The sequence below is a fragment of the Candidatus Corynebacterium faecigallinarum genome (assembly GCF_052264515.1).
Taxonomy (GTDB): Bacteria; Actinomycetota; Actinomycetes; order Mycobacteriales; family Mycobacteriaceae; genus Corynebacterium; species Corynebacterium faecigallinarum.
Genome location: NZ_JBQQOC010000026.1, coordinates 1 through 20,106, shown reverse-complemented (window position 1 = coordinate 20,106; position 20,106 = coordinate 1). Strand labels below are relative to the sequence as shown.

Sequence of the window (20,106 nt, the reverse complement as noted above, 5' to 3'; positions counted from 1 at the left end):
CAGGTCTGATGGATTTCTCCTATACTCGGGCCGTGACCGGTTCTGCGCCAGTGCCAGTGGAGATCATCACCGCCCGTGACGTACCCCTCGGCGGGTTGCGGGCCATGACCGTGCACCGCACGCTGCCGCAACGCCGCCGCAGCCTCATCGGCGCCTGGTGCTTCATCGACCATTTCGGCCCCAACCGGGTCGCCGCCGACGGCGGTATGGACGTCGCACCACATCCCCATACCGGCCTGCAGACCGTGACCTGGCTGTTCGAGGGAACCATCAGGCACGACGACTCCCACGGCATCCATGAACTCGTCCGCCCTGGCGAGGTCAACTTGATGACCGCCGGCGGCGGAATCTGCCATTCGGAGGTCTCCGCCGAGGACACCGAGATACTCCACGGCGTCCAACTGTGGACCGTCCTGCCCGACAGTGCCCGCCACGGCGGCCGACGCTTCGACCACCACGCCCCCGACCAGATCGCCTTCCCGGGCGGAAACGCCCTGGTCTTCATCGGTTCGCTGCTGGGGGTCACCTCCCCGGTGGAGACCTTCACACCGCTGGTCGGGGCGGAGATCCGGTTGGACGCCGGTGCCAGCATCGACATCTCCCTCGACCCGTCCTTCGAGCATGGCATCCTCGTCGACACCGGTGACATCACGCTCGAGGGCGCGCCGGTGGGGCGCACCGAGCTCGCCTACACCGGTACCGGCGCGGACAGCCTGCACATCGCCAATATCGGGGACGAGGCGGCCCGTATCGTCCTGCTCGGCGGGGAACCGTTCGAGGAGGAAGTGGTGATGTGGTGGAACTTCATCGGACGCGATGACGCCGAGATCCGCCGCTTCCACGAGGCGTGGAACGCCGCCGGCGGAGGTGACAACGACCAGTTCGGTCAGGTCACCGGCTACCGTGGTCATGATCCGGACGGCGAGACATGGCTGGCGGCGCCGACGATGCCGCCGACGGTGCTGCGTCCGCGGACGAACCCTGGCCCCGTCGCCCGCCCCGGCGATGACCCGTACCGGTCACGGTCCTGAAAACCTGGAGGAGAGCAGATGTCTCAGTTATCACGGCGCCCTTATATCGACAAGGTCCATCCGAGTGTCTATAAGACGATGAACGGAGCCGTTCTCGCCGCGCGCACGGTGTACGGCGAGGTTGACCTGCCGATGTCGCTGATTGAACTGGTCAATGTCCGGGTGTCGCAGATCAACGGGTGCCCGACGTGCCTGAGTGTTCATGTACCGGCGGCCCGCGACGCGGGGCTGGAACAGAGGGTGCTTGACCTGCTGCCGAGCTGGCGGGAGATGCGCGATGCAGGTTCCACGGACGTATTCAGTCCGCAGCAGTTCGCCGCCCTGGAGCTCGCCGAGGCGTTGACCGTGGTGGACGGGACGGCCGACGCGGTCGCCGACGCCACCGAGGTGTTCAGTCCGGAGCAGGTCGCAGCACTGGAATGGGCGATCATCCTGATCAACTCCTACAACCGGATCTCGATCGGTTCGAGGCATCCGCCGGCAGGTGCGCGATGACCGTCATCAGGTCCGAGGACCGTGCCTTGTGGCCAGGTAATGACATCCGGTCGAGGCAGTCCTTCCCGGCGACCGGGTCGACCCGCATGACCGACTACGCTTTCGGCCTGTTGTTGATCCACAATGACGACCTGGTGGAACCCGGTGAAGGTTTCGACATGCACCAGCATGCGGACGTGGAGATCGTCACCTGGATCGTCGACGGGACACTCCGCCACCGTGATTCCTCCGGCGCGGAGATGACCTTGTCCGCCGGGCAGGTCGAGGCCATCACCGCTGGTTCGGGAATCAGCCACGCCGAAACCAACAACGTCGGGTTCACCGGACGTGAGGTGCTGCGGGTGATTCAGATGTGGCTGCCGACCGACGCCGCCGGGCTGGAACCTGCCCACTCCACCGCCGATCTCAACGCTGCGTTGGACGCGGGTGGCCTCGTCACGGTCGTTGATGGTGGTGGCGGTGACGACACAGGTGGCGCGCCGCTGCGCATCCACACCTCCGGTGCCCGCCTCTCGGCCGCACGTCTTGCCCCGGGGTCATCTGTGGAGACGGAACCCTCCAACTACCAGCACATCTTCGTGGTGAAGGGCGAGGTTGAGCTCCTCGGCGACGTCTTGTCCGAGGGCGATGCCGCACGGCTCACCGACGCCGGCGCCGTCCGGATCACTGGCCGCGAGCCGGCCGAGGTCCTGGTCTGGGAGATGGACCGCAGTGTCCGCACGGAACCCCGCTGGCGGTGACAACCGGGGGTGGGCGTCCTGCCGCGGCCACTGCCGCTGATTAGGGTGGGGAAGTATCGGGCCGCAACGTACCGCTACCGTGGTCCGACCTCACGTTCTCGGAAGTGAAAGGGTTGACCATCCATGAAGGCAGCACGCTACTACGGCAACAAGGACATCAGGGTCGAGGACATCGACCAGCAGGCGTTGGAGCCGGGCACGGTGCGCATCAATGTCGCCTGGTGCGGCATCTGCGGCACTGACCTGCACGAATACCTGGACGGGCCGATCTTCTGCCCGACCTGCGAAGCCGCCCACCCGATCTCCGGGGAGACCGCGCCGATCACCCTGGGTCATGAGTTCTCCGGTGTCGTCGCCGAACTTGGTGAGGGGGTGGACGATCTGGCCGTCGGTGACCACGTTGTCGTCGAGCCGTACATCATCGGCGATGACGTCGACACCGGACCCGACAGCACCACCTACCACCTGTCGGAGAACATGAACTTCATTGGTCTCGCTGGCCGTGGTGGTGGTCTGTCGGAGAATGTCGTGGTGCGCCGACGCTGGGTGCACAAGATCGCCGACTCGGTGCCGCTGGACGAGGCGGCGCTGATCGAGCCGCTGTCGGTGGGCTTTCACGCCGTGCAGCGATCCGGTCTCACCGAGGAGAACGCTGCCGGGAAGACTGCGATCATCGGTGGTGCCGGTCCGATCGGCCTGCTGACCGCGGCGGTGCTCAAGGCATGGGGCGTGCGCGTGGTCGTCTCGGAGCTCTCGGAGCTGCGTCGGCAGAAGGCGCTGGATTCCGGGGTGGCGGATCTGGCGTTGAACCCGGCGGAGGTGGATGTCGTCGACGAGGTCAAGGCGCTGACCGATGGTGCCGGAGCCGATGTCGCCTTCGAGTGCACCTCGGTGCAGGTCGTGCTGGATACCTTGATGGACGCGCTACGTCCTACCGGTGTGCTGGTGGTCGTGTCGATCTGGGGCCACCGGTCGGACTTCGACATCCACAAGCTGGTGATGAAGGAGATCGACCTGCGTGGCACCATTGGCTACGTGAACTCGCATCCGGCGACGATTGCGCTGGTGGAGTCGGGGAAGATCGACCTGAAGCCGTTCATCACCGGCAGGATCGGGCTGGATGGTCTGGTGGACGAGGGTTTCGACACCTTGATCAACCGCAACGAGACCGCGGTGAAGATTCTCGTCTCGCCGTCTGGAGAGGGACTCTAGACCTCTAGAACGGCACCGCCTGCGCCTCGACCTTCGCCGCTGCGGCCCGGGTCTTCTCCCGATGCTCCAGTCGGAGGGCATTGTGTTCGGTGAGTGCCTTCCTCTTGCGGTGCAGGCGTGTGTCGAAGGTCAGGCAGGCATCGGCCAGGGGGCCGGTGGGGGTGTCGACGACGGTGTGTCCGTCGGCGATGCTGGTCCACCAGCAGGACCCGTCCGGATTGCGGGTGACGTCCCACAGTCCGCGGGTCTTGAGGCTGTGGCAGGCGGGGCACAGTGACTGTTCCGCCCAGGTGGCCGTCTTGCCGCCACCGTCGTACTTGGTGACGTGGTCGATCTGGGCGGTGGCGGCCGGGGCGTCGCAACCGGGGAAGCGGCAGGTGCCGTCGACTCCGGCGATGGTGGCGCGCTGGTGGTCGCTGTTGCGGTAACCCTCGATCTCGCTGTGTCCGGCGATGCACAGGTCGGTGACACGGGCGAGCCACCGCTTGGTGGCCACCCGGTCGAGACCGGTGGACTCCAGGTGGGTTTCGGCGGTGTCGAGGCTTCGGTAGCAGTTCAACGTCACGGAGACATTGCGAGCCTGACCATGAACCAGTTCGGTGAGGGCTTTGGCACGGGTGGTGTCATGTGCGTCGGCCACGGCATCGACGATGCGGAGGAAACCGAGGCCCTCATCGGAGGGCATCGTGATGTGGAAGACGGTACGTTCCGGGGACCGGGTGTCGACGTCGAAGCACAGTTGGGCTTCTGGGGGAGGGACTATGCCGAGCTCCTCCGGGTCGGCAGGTCGCGCCGTAGGCTGGATCCGATCGACGATGTCGGTGACTTTACGGCGCAGTGTCCGGGTTCCTGGCACTGCCTGAGACGGGCGCTGGGGGTAGAGAAGGCCGGCGATCTCGTCCTCCACCTCGAGGCGATGATCGTCGGTGACTCCGAAGAGACAGTCGGCGAGGACCCGGAGGTGCTCGAAGGAGAACGCACCGACCTCGAGGAGCGGACGTAGTTGTTCGTACTTGGAGAGCATGGTGCCGACGTCGCAGTAGGCGATGGCCTTGGACTGCGGGATCGCCAGGGCGGATGCCAGTCGCCGGGCGATGCGCGAGACCTCGTCGCCCGGCTTCGGGGTGACCGACCGGGCAATGCTCAGGTCCGTCTTGTTGATGGTGACCCGTGCTTTCTGGAGCTCGCCGTCGCCGGTCACGGCCCAGTACCCGAACGTGGTGGGCGTCAGATCGTTCTCGAACGAGTAGTCGTATGGATCATGGTACTCGCCGGTGTCGGGATCGAAGTCCATGTACTGGTCCGGGTAGGTCATCGGCTCTTCTGCGGCAACTGCCCCCTCGAGCTCCTCGTTCCACGTGCAGTGGGGGCAGTACATGTCCTCGTGGTCGGGAATTGGGCAGATTACCCCGGTTTCGCCGATATAGATAGTCGACCTGACCCATTCCTCGATCTTCGGCACGTTGACTGGTTCGCGTATCGCTGTGGTCATTTTCGTGGTCCCCTGGGTGATGGTGTTGTGGTGTTCCTGGTGTCCTGCTCCGTTATGTTCACTTGCAATACTACCGATACTGTGTTCGAATGGCAAGAGGAAGTTTTCGACGGGTCGGTGGACTCAGCTACGCGACCATAGGGACCTGGAGAGTGATCCGGACCGGAACGCTGAGGGGAAGGTGAATACGATGGCTCACATGACTGACCCCGCAGCCTCCGCAGCACCCACGACCGTCCCGGTTTTCCTCGACTGCGACACCGGTATCGATGATGCCCTGGCCCTGGCGTACCTGCTGGCCAGTCCGGTCGCCGATCTGGTCGGCGTCGGTTCGGTCCACGGCAATGTCAGCGCAGCTGGCGGCGCGGACAACACCCGACGGCTGCTGGCGATGGCATCGCGTACCGACATTCCGGTGGCTGTCGGAGCGTCCGACCCGTTGGGCGGCACCTTCGCCGGCGGCACGGTGGCGGTCCACGGCGCAGACGGCGTCGGCGGTGTCCGTGACAGACTGCTTCCTGCTGTGCTGCCAGAGGCTGCGGGGGCAGCAGGCTCAGACACGGACGCCGCTGACCTCCTGCTCAGCCTGTCCCACGAGTACGCCGGTGAGCTCCACCTCATCGCCATCGGCCCGTTGACCAACCTCGCCATCGCCCTGGAGCGTGATCCGTCGCTGGTCAAGCGGGTGGCGGGACTGGCCGTCATGGGAGGTGCGGCGACGGTTCCGGGCAACATCACCCCGGTCGCCGAGGCGAATATCGTGCTGGACCCCGAGGCGGCCGAGCGTGTGCTCTCGGCTGGATGGCCGGCGACACTCGTCCCGCTGGACACCACGATGGAGAACACCTTCGAGAAGTCCCATATCGATGCACTCGCGCAGTCGGACGCTCCGCTGATCGCGGCAGTGGGGGAGATGCTGCACTTCTACTCGGGGTTCTACGCCGACATCTACGGCCGGGTGTGCTGTGCCCTGCACGACCCGCTCGCCGCCGCGATCGCCCTGGGGGATGTCGAGTTGGAGAGCGCACCGCGGGTACCGGTCGTCGTCGATGCCACCGACGGGCCCGGACGTGGCCAGACCATCTGCGACCTGCGGCACCAGCGTCCTGCCAATGGCGAGTACGACATCGATGTCGAGGATGCGACGGTGCGGGTCGTCATGCGCAGCGGGGCGGGCTTCCCGGACCTGCTCGCCGAGCGGCTGCTGGGGTGGGGCGGTCGTCAGTAGGGTGGGCGGCATGACCTCCGCCGATACTGCACCCATTCGCACCGCCATCCTCGGGTTCGGACTTTCCGGACGCTACTTCCACGCCCCCTTCCTCGCCGCCGACCCGAACTTCGAGGTCACGGCCGTAGTGACGTCCAACCCGGAACGTCAGGACGCCGCGAAAGAACTGTTCCCGGACGTCCGACTGCTGGATTCCGTGGAGGACGTCTGGAATGCCGACGACATCGACCTGGTCGTCATCGGCACGCCCAGCTCAGAACATGAGGCTCACGTGGACGCCGCGCTCGACGCTGGCAAGCACGTCGTGGTCGACAAACCCTTCGCGGTCAGTTCCGCCACCGGTCGGGCGCTGATCGAGAAGGCGAAGGACAAGGGCCTGATGCTCACCGTCTTCCAGAACCGACGCTGGGACGGGGACTTCCTCACGTTGCAGCGACTGCTGGAGTCCGACGAGCTCGGCGAGATCAACCGGTTCGAGTCCCGCTTCGAGAAGTGGCGTCCGCAGGTCGACCAGTCATGGAAGACCGACAGTACCCACGCGCAGGGCGGCGGCATCCTGTTCGACCTGGGCAGCCATGTCATCGACCAGGCACTGCAGTTGTTCGGTCCGGTCGCCGACGTCTACGCCGAGGTCGAGACGCGCCGGGAGTTCGTGCAGGCGGAGGACGACGTCTTCCTCGCCCTGCGCCACGAGTCCGGGGTGCTCTCGCACCTGTGGATGAGTGCGGTCGCACCCGGTCCGGTACCTCGGTTCCGGCTGCTCGGCGCACGTGGCGGCTACGAATGCTGGGGAGTCGACGGACAGGAAGCCGCGTTGCGTGGTGGCGCCAGTCCGGACGATCCCGGTTTCGGCACCACGCCCGAGGCAGAATGGGGCCGGATCTACGCCGGTGGGGACGGTCAGGCCTGCCCGACGGAGGACGGTGCCTACGGCGACTACTACCGGCGGGTCGCCCAGGCAGTGCGCGGTGAGGGGCCCGCACCTGTGGACCCTGCGGACTCGGTGGGGGTGCTCGAGATCATCGAGCGGGCGATGGCCGAGAATTAAGCCTGCAGCGTGGTGTCCCTGTAGTACCGGCCGTGGTTCTTGACCTGCTTGGAGACATCATGGTCGATGATCCGGGGCAGGGACGAGTGGATCCCCTGGTAGCCGATGGCCTTCTGACCGAGCTGGGCGTAGGTGTAGAGATACTTCAGGACGCCGTCGTTGCTCGACCAGTAGTTGTGGACGGTGCCGGACACCGCTGCGTTCAACGGCGTCCAGTCGCGGTTGGCGCCGATGGCCGCGCCTACCAGGTGGATGTCGCGGATCTTGGTCTGATTCCCGAATCCAGCCAAGGACATGGCGGCAGTGGCCATCACGCGGCCACCGAGACTGTGTCCGACCAGGACGAACTCCTCCTGCTCGGACTTTGCCAGTAGTGCGGCAAGCGCGGTTCCGGTGAGATTCGCGCGGTTGACTGCGGTGTGCCAGGGGTTCTTCAGGAGTGTTCCGGCGGCAAGGACCGGGGCGACCGGGGCGATTGCCTTTGCTGCTTGTTTACTGGCGCGGGCGACGCCCCGGAAAAGGGCGTTCTTCGCGGCCTGGGCACCGAACTGGGTGCTCACCATCGATCCCAGGTGCTTGAGCTCCTTGCTGCCCCAGCTCAGCAGATAGACCGGAGAGTCCGGGTACAGTGCTTCCGTGGCTCCAACGGCGTGACCCCACTCGTTGTTCCCTTCGTTGAGGAACCCACGGGCGATGACGACGGGAACTCCGGCACCGTCGCGGATCTTCTCGATGTCGAAGGAGTCGTCCTCACTCACGTAGCTGCTGACGATCCGGTCTCCGTAGACACCTCCCAGTACCCCTCCGGCGGCGGCGACGACATAGGTGCCGCCGGCCATTCCCAGTCCACCGGCGGCGACGGCCCCGCCACCGAGCGCAGCAAGTCCGGCATTGGTGGCCACGGCTCCGGTGTAGCCCAGGAATTGGGCCCCGACGAAACCACCGACCGCTGGTGCAGCGAGCCAGGCTCCGCTGGCTGCCATGCCGAGAGCGGCGGTACCGAAGGCAAGCCGGGTCGTCCGCTTGGCCAGATCAGGCTTTTCATATCGGACGAGTTCACGCCACTCCGCGATGTCGGAGATGGTGTCATTGGCGCGGGTGAAACTGGCGATGTCGTGTCGGTGCTCGGCACAGTAGGGGACCAGCCCCTTGGTTCCGTTCTCCTTCACAGCCATGCTGCTGCACCCGATGGCTGAGCAGTGGACGGTCGGGACACCGCAGTTGCTGCAGATGTGGATGTCTCGCCAGGTGCCGGACGAAGCGACCTCATGGTGAGTGGTCTCGGTGACGCAGTTCGAGCACCACCCTTCAGTGCTTTCGTCGGTGAGATTCTCGGTCAGCTCGGCGATGGTCTCGGCGGTGGAGATCAGCTCCTTGGCCGCGTCGAGGTGGGATTCCCGGATCTTCTCCCGTTCCTTCCGGGCACGTTCCTCCTCTTCTGCTTCTGCCAAAAGGTCGGCGGCCTTCTGCCGAATGCTCTCTGCCCGACTCCGGTCATCGTCCCTATCGCGCACCTCCATGTCGGAAAGATCGCCGTAGGTCCGTTCGTCGTCCTCCTCCAACGCGATGGCCTGGGCGTATTCGCTGACCGCGCTCCACAGGTTCTGGGCGATCGCGGCATTGTCGGTGAGCATCGCGTCACCGGTGATCTCCGGCTCCGGATCGCCGAGGGTGCCGATGACGGTCACCCGCCGACCTTTCGGGGAACGGACCGTGGCGGTGAAATGTCCGCTCGGATCCTCCGGGTCGAAGCTGACGTAGTCGTCGAGGGCGTTCTTGATCCGTGTCATTCAGCGAGCTTTCTGTGTGAGACTGAGAAATGTGTGCGCAGAGGAACAAAAGCTGTCTCTGAGGGTACTGAAGTCGGGCGCTCACTTGTAGCCAGCATTAAGAACCCTTCCCGGGAACTCTAACCAGCACCCCCATCGTGACCAAAACAGACAACTTGGTCTAGCCTGGTGTGACTGACACCGAACAGGAGAATACCCATGCACACGTCCCGCATCTTCCGCACCCTCGGTGCGACCACCCTCGCCGCCGGTGTGGCCTTCAGCCTCGCCGCCTGAGCCGACGACGAGTCCGACACAGATGACCAGACCATCCGCGTCGCCGCATCGCCAGGACCCTACACCGACCTTTTCCGCGATGGTGTCGCCCCGATCCTCGAGGACGAGGGCTACACGGTGGAGTTCAAGGACTACTCCGAACTCCAGCAGGCCAATATCGCTCTGCACGAGGGCGGCGCGGACCTCAACGTCGACCAGCACACCGCCTACATGGAGGCGTTCAACCGGGATGCCGGGGCCGACCTGGCGTCCCTCACACCGATCCCGACCGTGCCGGCCGGGCTGTTCTCCTCCTCACACACCAGCCTCGACGACGTCGCCGACGGTCATACCGTCTCCATCCCGGACGACCCCTCCAACACCTCGCGTGCCTACCGCATCCTGGTGCAGGCCGGCTGGCTGACGCTGAAACCCGGCACCGATGACACCCAGATCACCAGTGAGGACATCGCCGAGAACCCGCACAACCTGGACATCAACACCGTGGACTCGTCGATCATCCCCCGCTCCATCGACGACGTCGACTGGGCGGTCATCCCCGGCTCCCGGTCCTACGCTGCCGGTACCGACCCGAAGCTGCAGGTCCTCCAGGAGGAGCTGCTGCCGGAGCTGGTGCTCGTCGCCGTCACCCAGTCCGACCAGGTCGACGAGGACTGGGCCCAGGCCGTGACCGACGCCTACAACTCCGAGGAGTTCGCCGAGTTCCTCGACGAGGAGAACAAGGACGGCTACTGGTTCGTTCCGGAGGGTGAATAGTGACCCTCTTCGATGACTCCCTGTCGCTGCTGGAGACGCTCGTCCGCAACGCCTGCGTCAACGACCTCACCCCGGACTCCGGCCAGGAGGTCCGCAACGCCGACAGTCTCGAGGAGTTCTTCGCCGCCGAGATTGCCGCCGGTGCGGTCACCGTGCAACGGCTGGAGCCGCGCCCGGGGCGCACCAGCATCATCGTCACCGTGCCCGGTTCCGACCCGGACGCCGAACCGCTGACCTTCCTCGGGCACACCGACGTCGTCCCGGTGGACGCCGCCCACTGGACCCGTGACCCCTTCGGTGCCCAGATCGAGGGAACCGGTGTGGACGCCCGGATCTACGGTCGTGGCACCGTCGACATGCTCGGCCTCACCGCCCCGATGGCCGTGGTCACCCGCGACGTCGCCCGGGAGGCGCTGGCGGGGCGTCCTCCCCGTGGGACGCTGACCTTCGTCGGTGTCGCCGACGAGGAGGCCCGCGGCGGACTCGGGGCGAAGTGGCTGTCCACCGAGCACCCGGAGGTGCTCGACTGGCGCAACTGCATCTCCGAGATGGGTGGCAGCCACCTGCCCGTCACCGATGGTTCGGACGCTGTGGTGGTCACCGTGGGGGAGAAGGGGGCGGCGCAGCGTCGGCTGCACGTCACCGGCGAACCCGGCCACGGGTCCCAGCCGTGGGGACGCGACTTCACCATCGCCAGGGTCGCCGAGGTCGCCCGCCGCATCGCTGCGATCACCCCGGACGTCTCCCGCGACCCGTTGTGGTCCGGCTTCGTCGACGGCTTCCGCTTCTCCCCGGAGATCCAGGACGCCCTGACCAGCGACCCCACCGAGGACGACTACCTGGCCTTCGGTGAGCTGGCCCGCTACGCCCATGCGGTCTCCCACCTCACCTTCTCACCCACGGTGCTCACCGCAGGCAAGGCGATCAACGTGCTGCCGAGTTCCGCCTACCTGGAGCTGGACATCCGTACCCTGCCGGGCCAGAGCGACGAGGACGTGGACGCCGAGCTGCGCCGCGCCCTGGGCGACCTGGCGGAGGAGGTCAGGTTCGAGCGGCTGATCTGCGAGCCGGCCGAGGTCAGCCCGACCGACTCCCCGCTGTACCAGGCGATCGCGGAGACAGTCGGGGAGGTCTTCCCGGACGCTGCGGTGGTGCCGATCCTCTCCGCCGGTGGTACGGACCTGCGCTTCGCCCGTCGACTCGGTGGTGTGGGCTACGGCTTCGCGCTGACCGCCCGGGAGCGGACCCTGGCAGACATGAACGCCGAGCTGCACAGTCACGACGAACACCTCTACCTCGAGGACCTCCGTCTGACCGTCGAGGCCTACCGGTCGTTGGTCGCCCGCTTCGTGGGCTGACTACTCGACCACTGCGACCAGGAGCCGGGGAACAGGGCGAGGTCGATGTCGACGGTGGACGCCGCGGCGACGAGGACGGCCGCCGACACCCCGGAACCGCAGTAGGCGCCGGAGACCGGATCGTCGTCCCCCGCCACAACGCCGAGGCGGGTGAAGACCTCGCGCAGCTTCTCCGCCGGCAGGAACCGGCCGTCCTCGTCGAGCACCGTGGGCGAGGGCAGGTTCGCCGCGCCGGGGATGTGCCCGGCCACCGGGTCGATCGGCTCAGCCTCCCCGCAGTAGCGCTCCGGTGCCCGGGCGTCGAGCAGGACGCTGACCTCCCCGGTGTGTGCGGCCTGCTCCATGGTCAGCACCCGTCGCGCCCCGTCGTACAGGTCATCGTGGGGGACGGTGACGCTCCCCGGGGCCGGGGTCCGCCCCGGACCGGTCTCCACCTCGCCGCCCCTGGCCTGCCACGCCGACCATCCTCCGTCGAGGATCCGGACGTCCTGCAGCCCCGCGGCGGTGAGCACCCACCAGGCACGGGAGGCCCCCGAGGCCTGGGCATCGTCGTAGACCACGACTGTGTCGCCGTCGTTGACACCGAGTGCGCGCAGGGACTCCTGCAGGGCCGGTCCCGTCGGTAGCGGGTGGCGGCCACGGTTGGGGACGCTGTGGTCGCTGAGCTGCGAGTCCAGGTCGAGGTAGAGCGCGCCGGGAATGTGGCCGGCGGCGAAGTCGTCGCGTCCGTCCGGCTTCTGCAACGTCCACCGGACATCGAGGAGGACGGTCCCGTCCAACCGGGCGGCAAGGTCATCGACGGTGATCAGGGTCATGGGTCTGTTCTCCCTAAGGAATCGCGGAGGATGTCGACGGCCTTCGCCCCGACACCGTGCCAGGATGCGACCTCGTCCAGTGAGTACCCGGACAGGTCAGCCAGCGAGGTGACCCCGTGGGACACCAGCGCCTTGGTCGCCGGATTGCCGATCGCCTTCGGCAGGTCACCGACCTCCCCAGCGACCGCTGATTCGGCGGCGATGAGAGGTGCAGCCAGGTCGTCCGGCGCGGCGGTGAGGAAGGCCTGACGGACCAGGTGGTTCGACTCCATGCCGTTGAGGTCGGCGAGGACAGAGGTGGAGTCCGGGAACAGCGTCAGGGTCGCGGACGCCCCCTTCCCGGTCACGGTCGCGAAGACGGTCCCGCGCACCGTGAACGTCCCCTGGGTCTCCTCAACCTCGGGGAGGGTCAGGGCTGCCTTGCGGATCTGTGCCGGGGTGGTCATGTCACCGAGGGTAGCGTCGGACTGCTGCGGCGACATCGTGGGCGCGCACCCCGGCCCGGTGACCCGGGTGTCTTCCCGGTCGGGACACCAGGTCAGGTAGGGTGCGGAGGGCCTCGCTCAGCGGAGTTGAGCCGTCGAGCGAGAGCCGTTCCAGTGCCGCGGCGATGGTCGACGTCTGGGAGGCGTCGACCAGCTGGCTGCAGGCGGACAGGTCGATCTCGGTGTCGCCGACGCGGATGCTGTGCAGCCCCTTCGCCTGCGGTGGGCGGGGGCTTTTCCGTTCATTCCGTCCCCGTCCGTCCGACAGGAAACGGGTGGCCGGCGGGACCTGAGGGGCGGGCATGGTGAAGGGCTCGCTGTCGGTGCTGGCTTCGGCAAGCTCCCGGGCACGGTCGGTGATGTCGACGGGGTGATAGGCGTCCAACATGATCACCGTGTCGGCGACGTCGATGAACATCCCGGACCCGCCGGCGACCAGCACCGTGGACACGCCGTGGTCCTCCCACAGGGAGCGCACCCGGTCGACCAGCGGGGTGATCGGTTCCTTGGCCGAGGGCACCAGGCGACGCATCCGGTCGTCGCGGATCATGAAGTTCGTCGCCGAGGTGTCCTCGTCGATGAGCAGGCAGGACGCTCCGCCGTCCAGGGCCTCGACAAGACCGGCGGCCTGGGAGGTTGATCCGGAAGCGTTGGTGGTGGAGAAGTCGTTGGTGTCCGCACCGCCCGGGAGGTCGTGGAGGAAGGCGGAGATGTCGACGTCCGACACCGGGCGTCCGTCCTCGGCACGCAGGGAGACCGCGTCGTCGACGGCGACGGCGAACTCGCGTCCGTCCCCGGCGACGTGGTTGTAGATCCCCAGTTCCAGAGCCTTGAGCAGGGTGGACTTGCCGTGGTACCCGCCACCGACGATGAGGGTCACCCCGCGGGGCACGCCGAGACCGGTGAGCCTGCGTCCCGAGGGTAGGTCCACGGTGTGGCGCAGGGAATCCGGGGCGCAGAAGGGGACGGCATGGCGTCGGGGACGCTGCGAGTTCCCGGCCGCCCGCGGCAGCACGGAGCCGTCGGCGAGGAACCCGACGAGGCCGGCGTCGGCCAGGTGATCGCGGAGGAACTCCTGGTCCCGGTACAGTTCCACGGCGGCGGCCAGGTGGTCGTGGTCTGCGGAGGAGAGGTCGAGCAGGGCGTCCTGGATGACCTCGGGGAGGATGTCGCAGAGCAACGTGGCTGCGGCGCGTCCGCGGATGCGGCGGCCCTGGGCGGGCAGCGCGACCTGCAGGCGGACGTGCAGCTCGGCATCAGCACCAACACCGTCAACCACCACACTGGCGCGGTCCAGAACCTGCTGGCCAGGGGTGTCGATGGCGAGGAAACCGGCCGACTTCCCGCCTCGCGGGTTGGCCGCGGCGATGGCGGTGGCGAGGCGTCGGGTGAGATGGTCGCGGAGGGGGACGTCCCCGTCGAGCAGGTTGGGGTCGATGCCCGTGGTGCGGAACGGGAGGCTGACCTGGATCAACGACGGCGGTGCGAAGGGGTCCGCCTGGACCCGGTCGATGCTCAGCCGCAGTGGATCACCAGACGGGGTGTGCAGGGTGTGGCTGCCGCGCAGGCGCTTGTAGCCGCCGTACCCGGAACCGTCGAGGTCTCTGAGGAGGTGGTCGAGTCGTTGCATGACCCCCGCGATCCTACGCGACCCTACCTGTGCGGCGACCACCCGAGCTTCGGCGCCAAAGAGCCGGCGATGTCGCCGAGGATCTGCAGGTAGTCGTCCCGTTCGAAGTCGAAGGGCAGGGCGAAGGCGACCTCGTCGATGACCTGGAAGGCCGAGAGGTTGTTCAGCTGCTCGGCGATCTGCTCGGAGGTGCCGATGAGGTCGGGGGCGGTGATCATCTTCTTCGGCCCGAATGCCTGGACCCGTCCCACCCCGACATCCTTACGGTGCTGGACGTAGGCCTCGTAGCGGCGCTTCTGGTCTTCCGTCGCGGAGTCGGTGGGGATGACCACCAGGCCCTGGGAGATACGCGGCGTGCCACCGAGGACGTCGCGGTAGTGGGAGCGGTAGAGGTCGAACTGGGAGCGCTGGTTCTCGTCGAAGTCCTCGCTGGTCTCCGCGGAGATCACGCTGGAACTCAGCAGGTTCAGACCGCTCTCGGCGGCCCACTGGGTCGAGGCCCGCGAGCCGGAGCCGTACCACAGGCGGTTGACCAGCCCTTCGGCGTGCGGCTGGACCCGGTTGGTGAACTCCTCGGTGTTCTCGATCGTCTCGAAGGACGCCACCTCGTCGCCGCGGACGGCCTGAACCAGACGGTCCACCCGGCGCTTGGAGAAGTCCTCGGCCTCGGCGGTGTCCGGGTAGAGGGCGTCCTTCCAGCCGTCGTAGCGGAAGGGGGTGCCGACCGAGACCCCGGGATTGAGTCGGCCGCCGGTGAGGAGGTCGACGGTGGCCATGTCCTCGGCCAGACGCAGCGGGTTCTCCGGCCCCAGCGGGGTGACCGCGGTGCCCAGGTCGATGCGGCTGGTGCGTTGGGACGCAGCGGCCAGGACGGTCATCGGGGAGGTGATGCCGTGCTGCATGTGGCGGTTGCGCAGCCAGGCGCTGTCGAATCCGAGCTTCTCGCCGTACTCGATGATGTCCAGGGTGTCCTCGATGCCGGTCGCCGGGTCGGCGGGGTCGAAGGTTCCGATGGTGAGGAAGCCGAGGCGGCGCAGCGGGAGGGTGGTGTCGGTGCTCATAAGTCCATGATAGACGTATGTGGTTGACGTGTCACCTTAATTGGAAGCCGGCCTTCTCCAGGATGCGTCGCAGCAGGTGACGTTTCGTTTTCGTCGCCGCCGTCCCGGACATCCGGTGCAGGGTCTGCGCCGACCACTGCGGGTGCGAACCGTAGCGGGAGAAGTAGTCTTCCAGGGCGTCGTCGTAGTCGGCGAGCAGCCGGGTGCGCTCGGCCTGGCCCGCTGCGTCCTCCCGACGGTTGTAGCGGTCATGGTGGACGAACAGTTCCCGGGGTAGGCGTGGCTTGACCCCGGCATTCTCCGCCGGGTCGCCCCAGCCCACCGCCAGGCCGAGGAAGGGGACCACCGTCTCCGGGATGTCCAGGATCTCCTGGACCTGCGCGATGTCATTGCGCAGCGAGCCCAGGTAGACCGTTCCCAGGCCGAGGGACTCGGCGGCGACGACGGCGTTCTGCGCGGCAATGCCGATGTCGAGGGCGGCGAGCATCGGCTCGTCCAGGTACTCCAATGCGCCCAGGTCGTGTGGCGGCCGGGAGGAGACGCCGTGGACCTCCTCGGTTGCTCCGTTTTCGCCGTCCTCCGCAGCCCGCGCGGCCTCGCGTTCGGCGAGGAAGCGGTGCTGGGAGAAGTCGATCAGCCACACCAGCAGCACCGGGGCGGTGGCGACATGGGAGGACATCCGCTTGCCGATCGAGGCGATGGCCTGCTTGATGGCAGCATCCCGCACGGCGATCACCGAGACCACCTGCTTGTTCGAGGAGGTCGCCGCCGACTGTGCGGCGGCGATCATCGTGTTCAGCGCGGTCTCGTCGACCTCCCGGTCCAGCCAGAGGCGCACCGAACGGTGGTGCAGCAGGGTGTCGACGGTCTCGTTGGACGCCACTGTCCAGTCCTGGTCGCGGCCGTAACGGGTGGACAGGGCAGAGCGCGTATCACTCATGAATCCACGTGCCAGACCAGGTCAGGGTCGGTGGCGCCGCGCAGTTCCTCGAGCTTGGCCCGGATCCCGGTCTCCAGACCCTCGAACTCGTCGTCCCAGACCTGCGCACCGTCCACCCCGTCGACGACGGCGCACCAGGTGCCCTCGTCGCGGACCACGGTGACCTCAAAAGAGTTGTTCAGCATGGCGCCCATCCTAACCACGTCCGCCTAGCCCAGGTGGTTGTCCGTCACCCATCTGGACAGGGAATGCCGGTTGGCCTGCTGGGTCTTGCGCAGCACATTGGAGACGTGGGTCTCCACCGTCTTCACCGAGATGAACAGCCGCTGCGCCATCTCCCGGTAGGTGTAGCCACGGGCCAGCAACCGCAGCACCTCCTTCTCCCGGGGCGTCAGGGACGACAACATCGACTCATCGGCGTCGTCCGGCAGCGGGGTGGGTTCGGCAGGATCCTCCGGTTCCGGTGCATCCGAGGCAAAGGCGTCCAGGACATAGCCGGCCAGGCGAGGGGAGAAGACCGCGTCGCCGGAATCGACGCGCAGGATACTGTCGACCAGTTCCTTCCCGTCGATCGACTTGGTGACGTAGCCGCGCGCCCCGCCGCGGATCAGACTGATCACGTCCGTCGGATCGTCCGACACACTCAGGCCCAGGAACTGCGGCGGCTCGCCGGCGGCGGCAGCGTCGAGCACCTGCTGCAGTACCGCAAGCCCACCGCCGTCGGGCATGTGGACGTCCAACAGGACCACCCGCGGCGCGGCACCGGCGATGCCGCTGACCGCCTCGGCCACCGACCCAGCCTCGCCGACGACCTCGACCTGGAGGTGGGCGTCCAGCTCAGCCCGGACCCCGGTCCGGAACATCGAATGGTCGTCGACGAGGAACACCGGTACCGGGTGGGACGGTTCGATCGTCACGGGGCGGATCCTTCCAGTCGCAGAATGACCTCGGTGCCGAAATCACCGCTGTCGATCTCCACGGTACCGCCGACCCGTTCCATCCGGTCGAGGATCGAGGTACGCACCCCCTGCCGGTCCGTCGGGATCTGATCCACGGAGAAGCCCGGCCCCCGGTCGCGCACGAACACCTCCAGGGCATCCCCGCTGATCTCCAGGTACACGTTGACCTCGGAACACCCGGAGTGCTTCGCGGCATTCACCATCGCCTCGCGGGACGCCAGCAGCAGGGCGGTGTCGGCCTCGGTGGCTTCCCGGTCGTCACCGACGATCACCGGACGGATCTGCACGCCGAAGGTATCCTCCACCTCGCCGCAGGCCACCCGCAGGGCACCGGCCACCGTCTTGGTGCGCACCGATTCCTCCGGGGCGAACAACCACTGGCGTAGCTGACGCTCCTGGCTGCGGGTGAGCTGGGCGATCTCCGGGTCGTGCGACTTCTTCTGGATCAGGGTGAGGGTCTGCAGCACCGAGTCGTGGATCCGGGCGGCGATCTTCGCACGTTCCTCCTCCGCGGCGCGTTCCCGGGCGTTCGTGCTGGCCATCGACCACAGCCGCAGCCACAGCGGGATCAGCACCACGACCAGGCCGAGGATCATGGCGACCGCGGCGACGACCGCCGGCAGGATCACCTCGGCGCCGTTGGCGCTTCCGCTGCCACCACCGATGCCGAAGATGGTGAAGCCGATGCCGACGACCAGCAGCACCAGGCCACCGACCAGACTGGCCCACTGCACCAGGCCCGGGGTGCGCCCGGTGACGACGCCCGGTCCGAAGGTCCGCCACACCAGGAACACACCGCCGGCCAGCAGTACCACACTCACCGCCACCTGCGGGCGGGTCGCCGCGCCGGCGGCCATGAACACCACCGAGAGCAGCAGGAAGAGCCAGTCCAGGCCGATCCGTGGTCGGTTGACGATACTGGGGGATGTTCCGCGGGCAGCCATGGAGGCACGGGCGGCCGCCGGAACCGCCTCGTCGGGCGACGATGTCCGCCCGGTGAACACCCACAGCGCACCATAGGCCACCAGGCCGAGACCGGCGACGGCGTTGAGCAGGGCGAACACCAAGCGCACCGCGGTGAGGCGCACGCCCAGGTGTGCGGCGACACCGGTGCACACCCCGGCGAGCATCCGGCCCTCGTCCACGCGGAGCAGCTCCGGGGCGGGTGGGGCTGGATCTGGCCGGGCACCAGGCAGGGACACGGGGGTCGGGGACATGTACCCCACTGTGCCAGGTGGTGCGGACACCCGGTATCGGGGATGACCCTGAGATGAAAGTCCGGGTACGGATTCAGGGCCATCCCCGATGTGGTTTGCTGGTCACACATCAAGAATGAGAGCCATGAGCCACAACACCCAGTCCACGAGCCCCGGCTCCCGGGGCACCTTCGAATTAACCATCCGCGACATGTGGGCCACCCGGCCCGTGCGCTTCCCCCGCAGCCAGTCGCCGCGGACCTGGTTCTTCGGCGTCTGCGAAGGCATCGCCGTGCGCTACCAGATCTCCCCGGTGCTGGTCCGCCTCCTGTTCGTCCTGCTCGCCTTCACCGGCGGCATCGGCGTGTGGGTCTACGGCGCGGCCATCCTGCTCTTCCGCCGCTACTCGGTGCCGAAGACCCCGCTGGAGGTGCTGCTGCGCAGCGAGCGTGACCCCCGCTACGACGAGGACCGGTCCATCGCCATCGGCACCCTCATCGTCGGCGCGGTATTCCTGCTGTTCGGCGGACTCTTCAGCGGCGGCGTCACACTGGCCGGCCTGATCGTCTCCGTCGGTGTCACCGGTGTGATCTGGTGGCTGCTCTACGAGCGCACCCCGGTCGCACCTGCCGGTCTGATGGCCGGGGACCGTGACAGTTCCCCGGTGCAGGAGACCCCGACAGCCCCGTCGGCCCCGACGGTGAACCTGACCGACATCGACACCGCCGAAGGCTTCGAGGAGTCCGACGTCCAACGTCAGCAGCCGCCGTCGTGGGATCCGCTGGGCACCGCGCCCTTCGCCTGGGACCTGCCGGACCCCGGCATCCCGGAGGACGAGGAGCCGCAGACCTTCACCGCCGCACCCAAGAAGAAGAAGCGTCGGGGTCTGAAGGTCCTGCTGGTCGGTGTGATCGTGGCGATCGTGCTGGCGATCTCCGGAGCCTTCGGCGCACTGTTCTCCAACTGGGGAGGAGTCTCCAGTTACGATGGTGGTGACTACAACGGCACCATGGTCGGTGACAGCCGCCCAGTCGAGGACCTCGACGGCAGCCGCAGCGTCAACTACACGATGAGTTCCCAGACCATGGACTTCGAGGAGACCGCCGTCACCGGTGACAGCACCATCGACCTGACGACGACGATGAGCTCGGTCGTCCTCCAGTTCCCGGAACGCACCGACGGTGACTCCTACGTCCTCGACCTCAACTGCGACAGCCTGACCATGAGTGACGTCGACTGCAGGACGATGGACGGCACCGTCGTCGAGGGGAACAGCAGCAATGACAGCGACACCCGCCACACCCTCACCGTGAACGTCACGGCGACGATGTCGGACGTCACGTTCGGGCAGGCCGCCTGACTCGGGCCGGCGTCAGCCGGCGACCGGCTGGGTGGGCACATGCACCGCCGCCCTGTACTGCGCATCAAGTCGCAGCAGCAGGGCGGTCAGCTGTGTCGCGGCCACCGCCGGGTGCTCCGGGTGCCACTGCACCCCGGTCAGTGGGGCGTCACGGTGGACGACCGCCTCGATGACACCGTCTGCGGCGTGGGCGACAGCGTCCAACCCTGTGACTTTGTCCGCTAAATGGCGTGA

General features: G+C 67.2%; 20 protein-coding genes. 9 read left to right on the top strand and 11 right to left on the bottom strand.

Features of this window, described 5'->3' with window-relative positions:
- The first annotated feature begins 8 nt into the window (after nucleotides 1-8).
- The 4 genes from ACTXPP_RS11910 to ACTXPP_RS11895 all read left to right on the top strand — a co-directional run bounded on the left by ACTXPP_RS11910 (nucleotide 9) and on the right by ACTXPP_RS11895 (nucleotide 3,478).
- Nucleotides 9-1,031 carry a pirin family protein gene (locus ACTXPP_RS11910; RefSeq protein WP_443342295.1) on the top strand — a complete coding sequence of 341 codons (1,023 nt, stop codon included), beginning with the start codon at nucleotides 9-11 and terminating at the stop codon, nucleotides 1,029-1,031.
- A gap of 78 nt (nucleotides 1,032-1,109) precedes the next feature.
- The gene (locus tag ACTXPP_RS11905; protein ID WP_443342293.1) at nucleotides 1,110-1,526 is read left to right on the top strand and encodes a carboxymuconolactone decarboxylase family protein; all 417 of its coding nucleotides are present in this window, start codon (nucleotides 1,110-1,112) and stop codon (nucleotides 1,524-1,526) included.
- A gap of 86 nt (nucleotides 1,527-1,612) precedes the next feature.
- Nucleotides 1,613-2,266, top strand: a complete 654-nt coding sequence (locus ACTXPP_RS11900; RefSeq protein WP_443342291.1) for a pirin family protein — start codon at nucleotides 1,613-1,615, stop codon at nucleotides 2,264-2,266.
- Between the two features lie 123 nt (nucleotides 2,267-2,389).
- A complete protein-coding gene (locus tag ACTXPP_RS11895) occupies nucleotides 2,390-3,478 on the top strand; it encodes a 2,3-butanediol dehydrogenase (protein ID WP_443342289.1) in 1,089 nt (362 codons plus the stop codon).
- A gap of 4 nt (nucleotides 3,479-3,482) precedes the next feature.
- Here ACTXPP_RS11895 and ACTXPP_RS11890 read toward each other — a convergent pair whose 3' ends face one another.
- The gene (locus ACTXPP_RS11890) at nucleotides 3,483-4,970 is read right to left on the bottom strand and encodes an HNH endonuclease signature motif containing protein (RefSeq protein WP_301495924.1); all 1,488 of its coding nucleotides are present in this window, start codon (nucleotides 4,968-4,970) and stop codon (nucleotides 3,483-3,485) included.
- Nucleotides 4,971-5,169: 199 nt separating this feature from the next.
- On the opposite strand from ACTXPP_RS11890, the gene ACTXPP_RS11885 reads away from it, so the two are divergent.
- Nucleotides 5,170-6,198: a nucleoside hydrolase gene (locus ACTXPP_RS11885; RefSeq protein WP_301525207.1), complete on the top strand. Its 1,029-nt coding sequence runs from the start codon at nucleotides 5,170-5,172 to the stop codon at nucleotides 6,196-6,198.
- A gap of 10 nt (nucleotides 6,199-6,208) precedes the next feature.
- Nucleotides 6,209-7,246, top strand: coding sequence for a Gfo/Idh/MocA family protein (locus ACTXPP_RS11880; protein WP_301498768.1), 1,038 nt, complete (start codon nucleotides 6,209-6,211; stop codon nucleotides 7,244-7,246).
- Here the strand turns inward: ACTXPP_RS11880 and ACTXPP_RS11875 are convergent.
- A complete protein-coding gene (locus tag ACTXPP_RS11875; RefSeq protein WP_443342286.1) occupies nucleotides 7,243-9,036 on the bottom strand; it encodes a DUF726 domain-containing protein in 1,794 nt (597 codons plus the stop codon). The two genes, ACTXPP_RS11880 and ACTXPP_RS11875, sit on opposite strands and share 4 nt — an antisense overlap.
- Before the next feature lie 309 nt (nucleotides 9,037-9,345).
- Between ACTXPP_RS11875 and ACTXPP_RS11870 the strand changes: the two genes are divergently transcribed.
- Both ACTXPP_RS11870 and ACTXPP_RS11865 read left to right on the top strand, forming a co-directional pair.
- A complete protein-coding gene (locus ACTXPP_RS11870) occupies nucleotides 9,346-10,068 on the top strand; it encodes a MetQ/NlpA family ABC transporter substrate-binding protein (RefSeq protein ID WP_443342316.1) in 723 nt (240 codons plus the stop codon).
- A complete protein-coding gene (locus ACTXPP_RS11865) occupies nucleotides 10,068-11,426 on the top strand; it encodes a M20/M25/M40 family metallo-hydrolase (RefSeq protein WP_443342284.1) in 1,359 nt (452 codons plus the stop codon). Before ACTXPP_RS11870 ends, ACTXPP_RS11865 begins: the two co-directional genes overlap by 1 nt.
- On the opposite strand, the gene ACTXPP_RS11860 is transcribed toward ACTXPP_RS11865, so the two are convergent.
- From ACTXPP_RS11860 to ACTXPP_RS11825, 8 genes are read right to left on the bottom strand one after another with little or no spacing between them, the layout of a single operon-like run.
- On the bottom strand, nucleotides 11,393-12,241 hold the full coding sequence (locus ACTXPP_RS11860) for a sulfurtransferase (RefSeq protein ID WP_443342282.1): 849 nt from the start codon (nucleotides 12,239-12,241) through the stop codon (nucleotides 11,393-11,395). The genes ACTXPP_RS11865 and ACTXPP_RS11860 overlap by 34 nt on opposite strands.
- Nucleotides 12,238-12,687 (bottom strand): hypothetical protein, encoded by a 450-nt coding sequence (locus ACTXPP_RS11855; protein WP_443342280.1) that lies wholly within the window; start codon nucleotides 12,685-12,687, stop codon nucleotides 12,238-12,240. The genes ACTXPP_RS11860 and ACTXPP_RS11855 overlap by 4 nt, the downstream gene beginning before the upstream one ends.
- A 1-nt stretch (nucleotide 12,688) precedes the next feature.
- A complete protein-coding gene (locus tag ACTXPP_RS11850; RefSeq protein ID WP_443342278.1) occupies nucleotides 12,689-14,356 on the bottom strand; it encodes a P-loop domain-containing protein in 1,668 nt (555 codons plus the stop codon).
- Between the two features lie 23 nt (nucleotides 14,357-14,379).
- Complete coding sequence (locus ACTXPP_RS11845; RefSeq protein ID WP_301495440.1) at nucleotides 14,380-15,417, bottom strand: LLM class flavin-dependent oxidoreductase; 1,038 nt, start codon at nucleotides 15,415-15,417, stop codon at nucleotides 14,380-14,382.
- A gap of 31 nt (nucleotides 15,418-15,448) precedes the next feature.
- On the bottom strand, nucleotides 15,449-16,357 hold the full coding sequence (locus ACTXPP_RS11840; RefSeq protein ID WP_443342275.1) for a nitroreductase family protein: 909 nt from the start codon (nucleotides 16,355-16,357) through the stop codon (nucleotides 15,449-15,451).
- Nucleotides 16,354-16,542 carry a hypothetical protein gene (locus ACTXPP_RS11835; protein ID WP_301495443.1) on the bottom strand — a complete coding sequence of 63 codons (189 nt, stop codon included), beginning with the start codon at nucleotides 16,540-16,542 and terminating at the stop codon, nucleotides 16,354-16,356. The genes ACTXPP_RS11840 and ACTXPP_RS11835 overlap by 4 nt, the downstream gene beginning before the upstream one ends.
- Nucleotides 16,543-16,566: 24 nt before the next feature.
- Nucleotides 16,567-17,274, bottom strand: coding sequence for a response regulator (locus tag ACTXPP_RS11830; protein WP_443342273.1), 708 nt, complete (start codon nucleotides 17,272-17,274; stop codon nucleotides 16,567-16,569).
- Nucleotides 17,271-18,533 (bottom strand): ATP-binding protein, encoded by a 1,263-nt coding sequence (locus ACTXPP_RS11825; protein WP_443342271.1) that lies wholly within the window; start codon nucleotides 18,531-18,533, stop codon nucleotides 17,271-17,273. The genes ACTXPP_RS11830 and ACTXPP_RS11825 overlap by 4 nt, the downstream gene beginning before the upstream one ends.
- 124 nt (nucleotides 18,534-18,657) lie before the next feature.
- Between ACTXPP_RS11825 and ACTXPP_RS11820 the strand changes: the two genes are divergently transcribed.
- The gene (locus ACTXPP_RS11820) at nucleotides 18,658-19,872 is read left to right on the top strand and encodes a PspC domain-containing protein (RefSeq protein ID WP_443342269.1); all 1,215 of its coding nucleotides are present in this window, start codon (nucleotides 18,658-18,660) and stop codon (nucleotides 19,870-19,872) included.
- Nucleotides 19,873-19,884: 12 nt separating this feature from the next.
- Here the strand turns inward: ACTXPP_RS11820 and ACTXPP_RS11815 are convergent.
- Nucleotides 19,885-20,106, bottom strand: a 222-nt coding sequence (locus tag ACTXPP_RS11815) for a gamma-glutamyl-gamma-aminobutyrate hydrolase family protein (RefSeq protein ID WP_443342267.1), incomplete at its 5' end; no start/stop codon positions are given.

Excerpts from the sequence above, each read along its gene's own strand:
- ACTXPP_RS11910 (WP_443342295.1), top strand. The coding sequence starts at position 9 with ATGGATTTCTCCTATACTCGGGCCGTGACCGGTTCTGCGCCAGTGCCA.
- ACTXPP_RS11905 (WP_443342293.1), top strand. The coding sequence starts at position 1,110 with ATGAACGGAGCCGTTCTCGCCGCGCGCACGGTGTACGGCGAGGTTGAC.
- ACTXPP_RS11900 (WP_443342291.1), top strand. The coding sequence starts at position 1,613 with ATGACCGACTACGCTTTCGGCCTGTTGTTGATCCACAATGACGACCTG.
- ACTXPP_RS11895 (WP_443342289.1), top strand. The coding sequence starts at position 2,390 with ATGAAGGCAGCACGCTACTACGGCAACAAGGACATCAGGGTCGAGGAC.
- ACTXPP_RS11890 (WP_301495924.1), bottom strand. The coding sequence starts at position 4,970 with ATGACCACAGCGATACGCGAACCAGTCAACGTGCCGAAGATCGAGGAA.
- ACTXPP_RS11885 (WP_301525207.1), top strand. The coding sequence starts at position 5,170 with ATGACTGACCCCGCAGCCTCCGCAGCACCCACGACCGTCCCGGTTTTC.
- ACTXPP_RS11880 (WP_301498768.1), top strand. The coding sequence starts at position 6,209 with ATGACCTCCGCCGATACTGCACCCATTCGCACCGCCATCCTCGGGTTC.
- ACTXPP_RS11875 (WP_443342286.1), bottom strand. The coding sequence starts at position 9,036 with ATGACACGGATCAAGAACGCCCTCGACGACTACGTCAGCTTCGACCCG.
- ACTXPP_RS11860 (WP_443342282.1), bottom strand. The coding sequence starts at position 12,241 with ATGACCCTGATCACCGTCGATGACCTTGCCGCCCGGTTGGACGGGACC.
- ACTXPP_RS11855 (WP_443342280.1), bottom strand. The coding sequence starts at position 12,687 with ATGACCACCCCGGCACAGATCCGCAAGGCAGCCCTGACCCTCCCCGAG.
- ACTXPP_RS11850 (WP_443342278.1), bottom strand. The coding sequence starts at position 14,356 with ATGCAACGACTCGACCACCTCCTCAGAGACCTCGACGGTTCCGGGTAC.
- ACTXPP_RS11845 (WP_301495440.1), bottom strand. The coding sequence starts at position 15,417 with ATGAGCACCGACACCACCCTCCCGCTGCGCCGCCTCGGCTTCCTCACC.
- ACTXPP_RS11840 (WP_443342275.1), bottom strand. The coding sequence starts at position 16,357 with ATGAGTGATACGCGCTCTGCCCTGTCCACCCGTTACGGCCGCGACCAG.
- ACTXPP_RS11835 (WP_301495443.1), bottom strand. The coding sequence starts at position 16,542 with ATGCTGAACAACTCTTTTGAGGTCACCGTGGTCCGCGACGAGGGCACC.
- ACTXPP_RS11825 (WP_443342271.1), bottom strand. The coding sequence starts at position 18,533 with ATGTCCCCGACCCCCGTGTCCCTGCCTGGTGCCCGGCCAGATCCAGCC.
- ACTXPP_RS11820 (WP_443342269.1), top strand. The coding sequence starts at position 18,658 with ATGAGCCACAACACCCAGTCCACGAGCCCCGGCTCCCGGGGCACCTTC.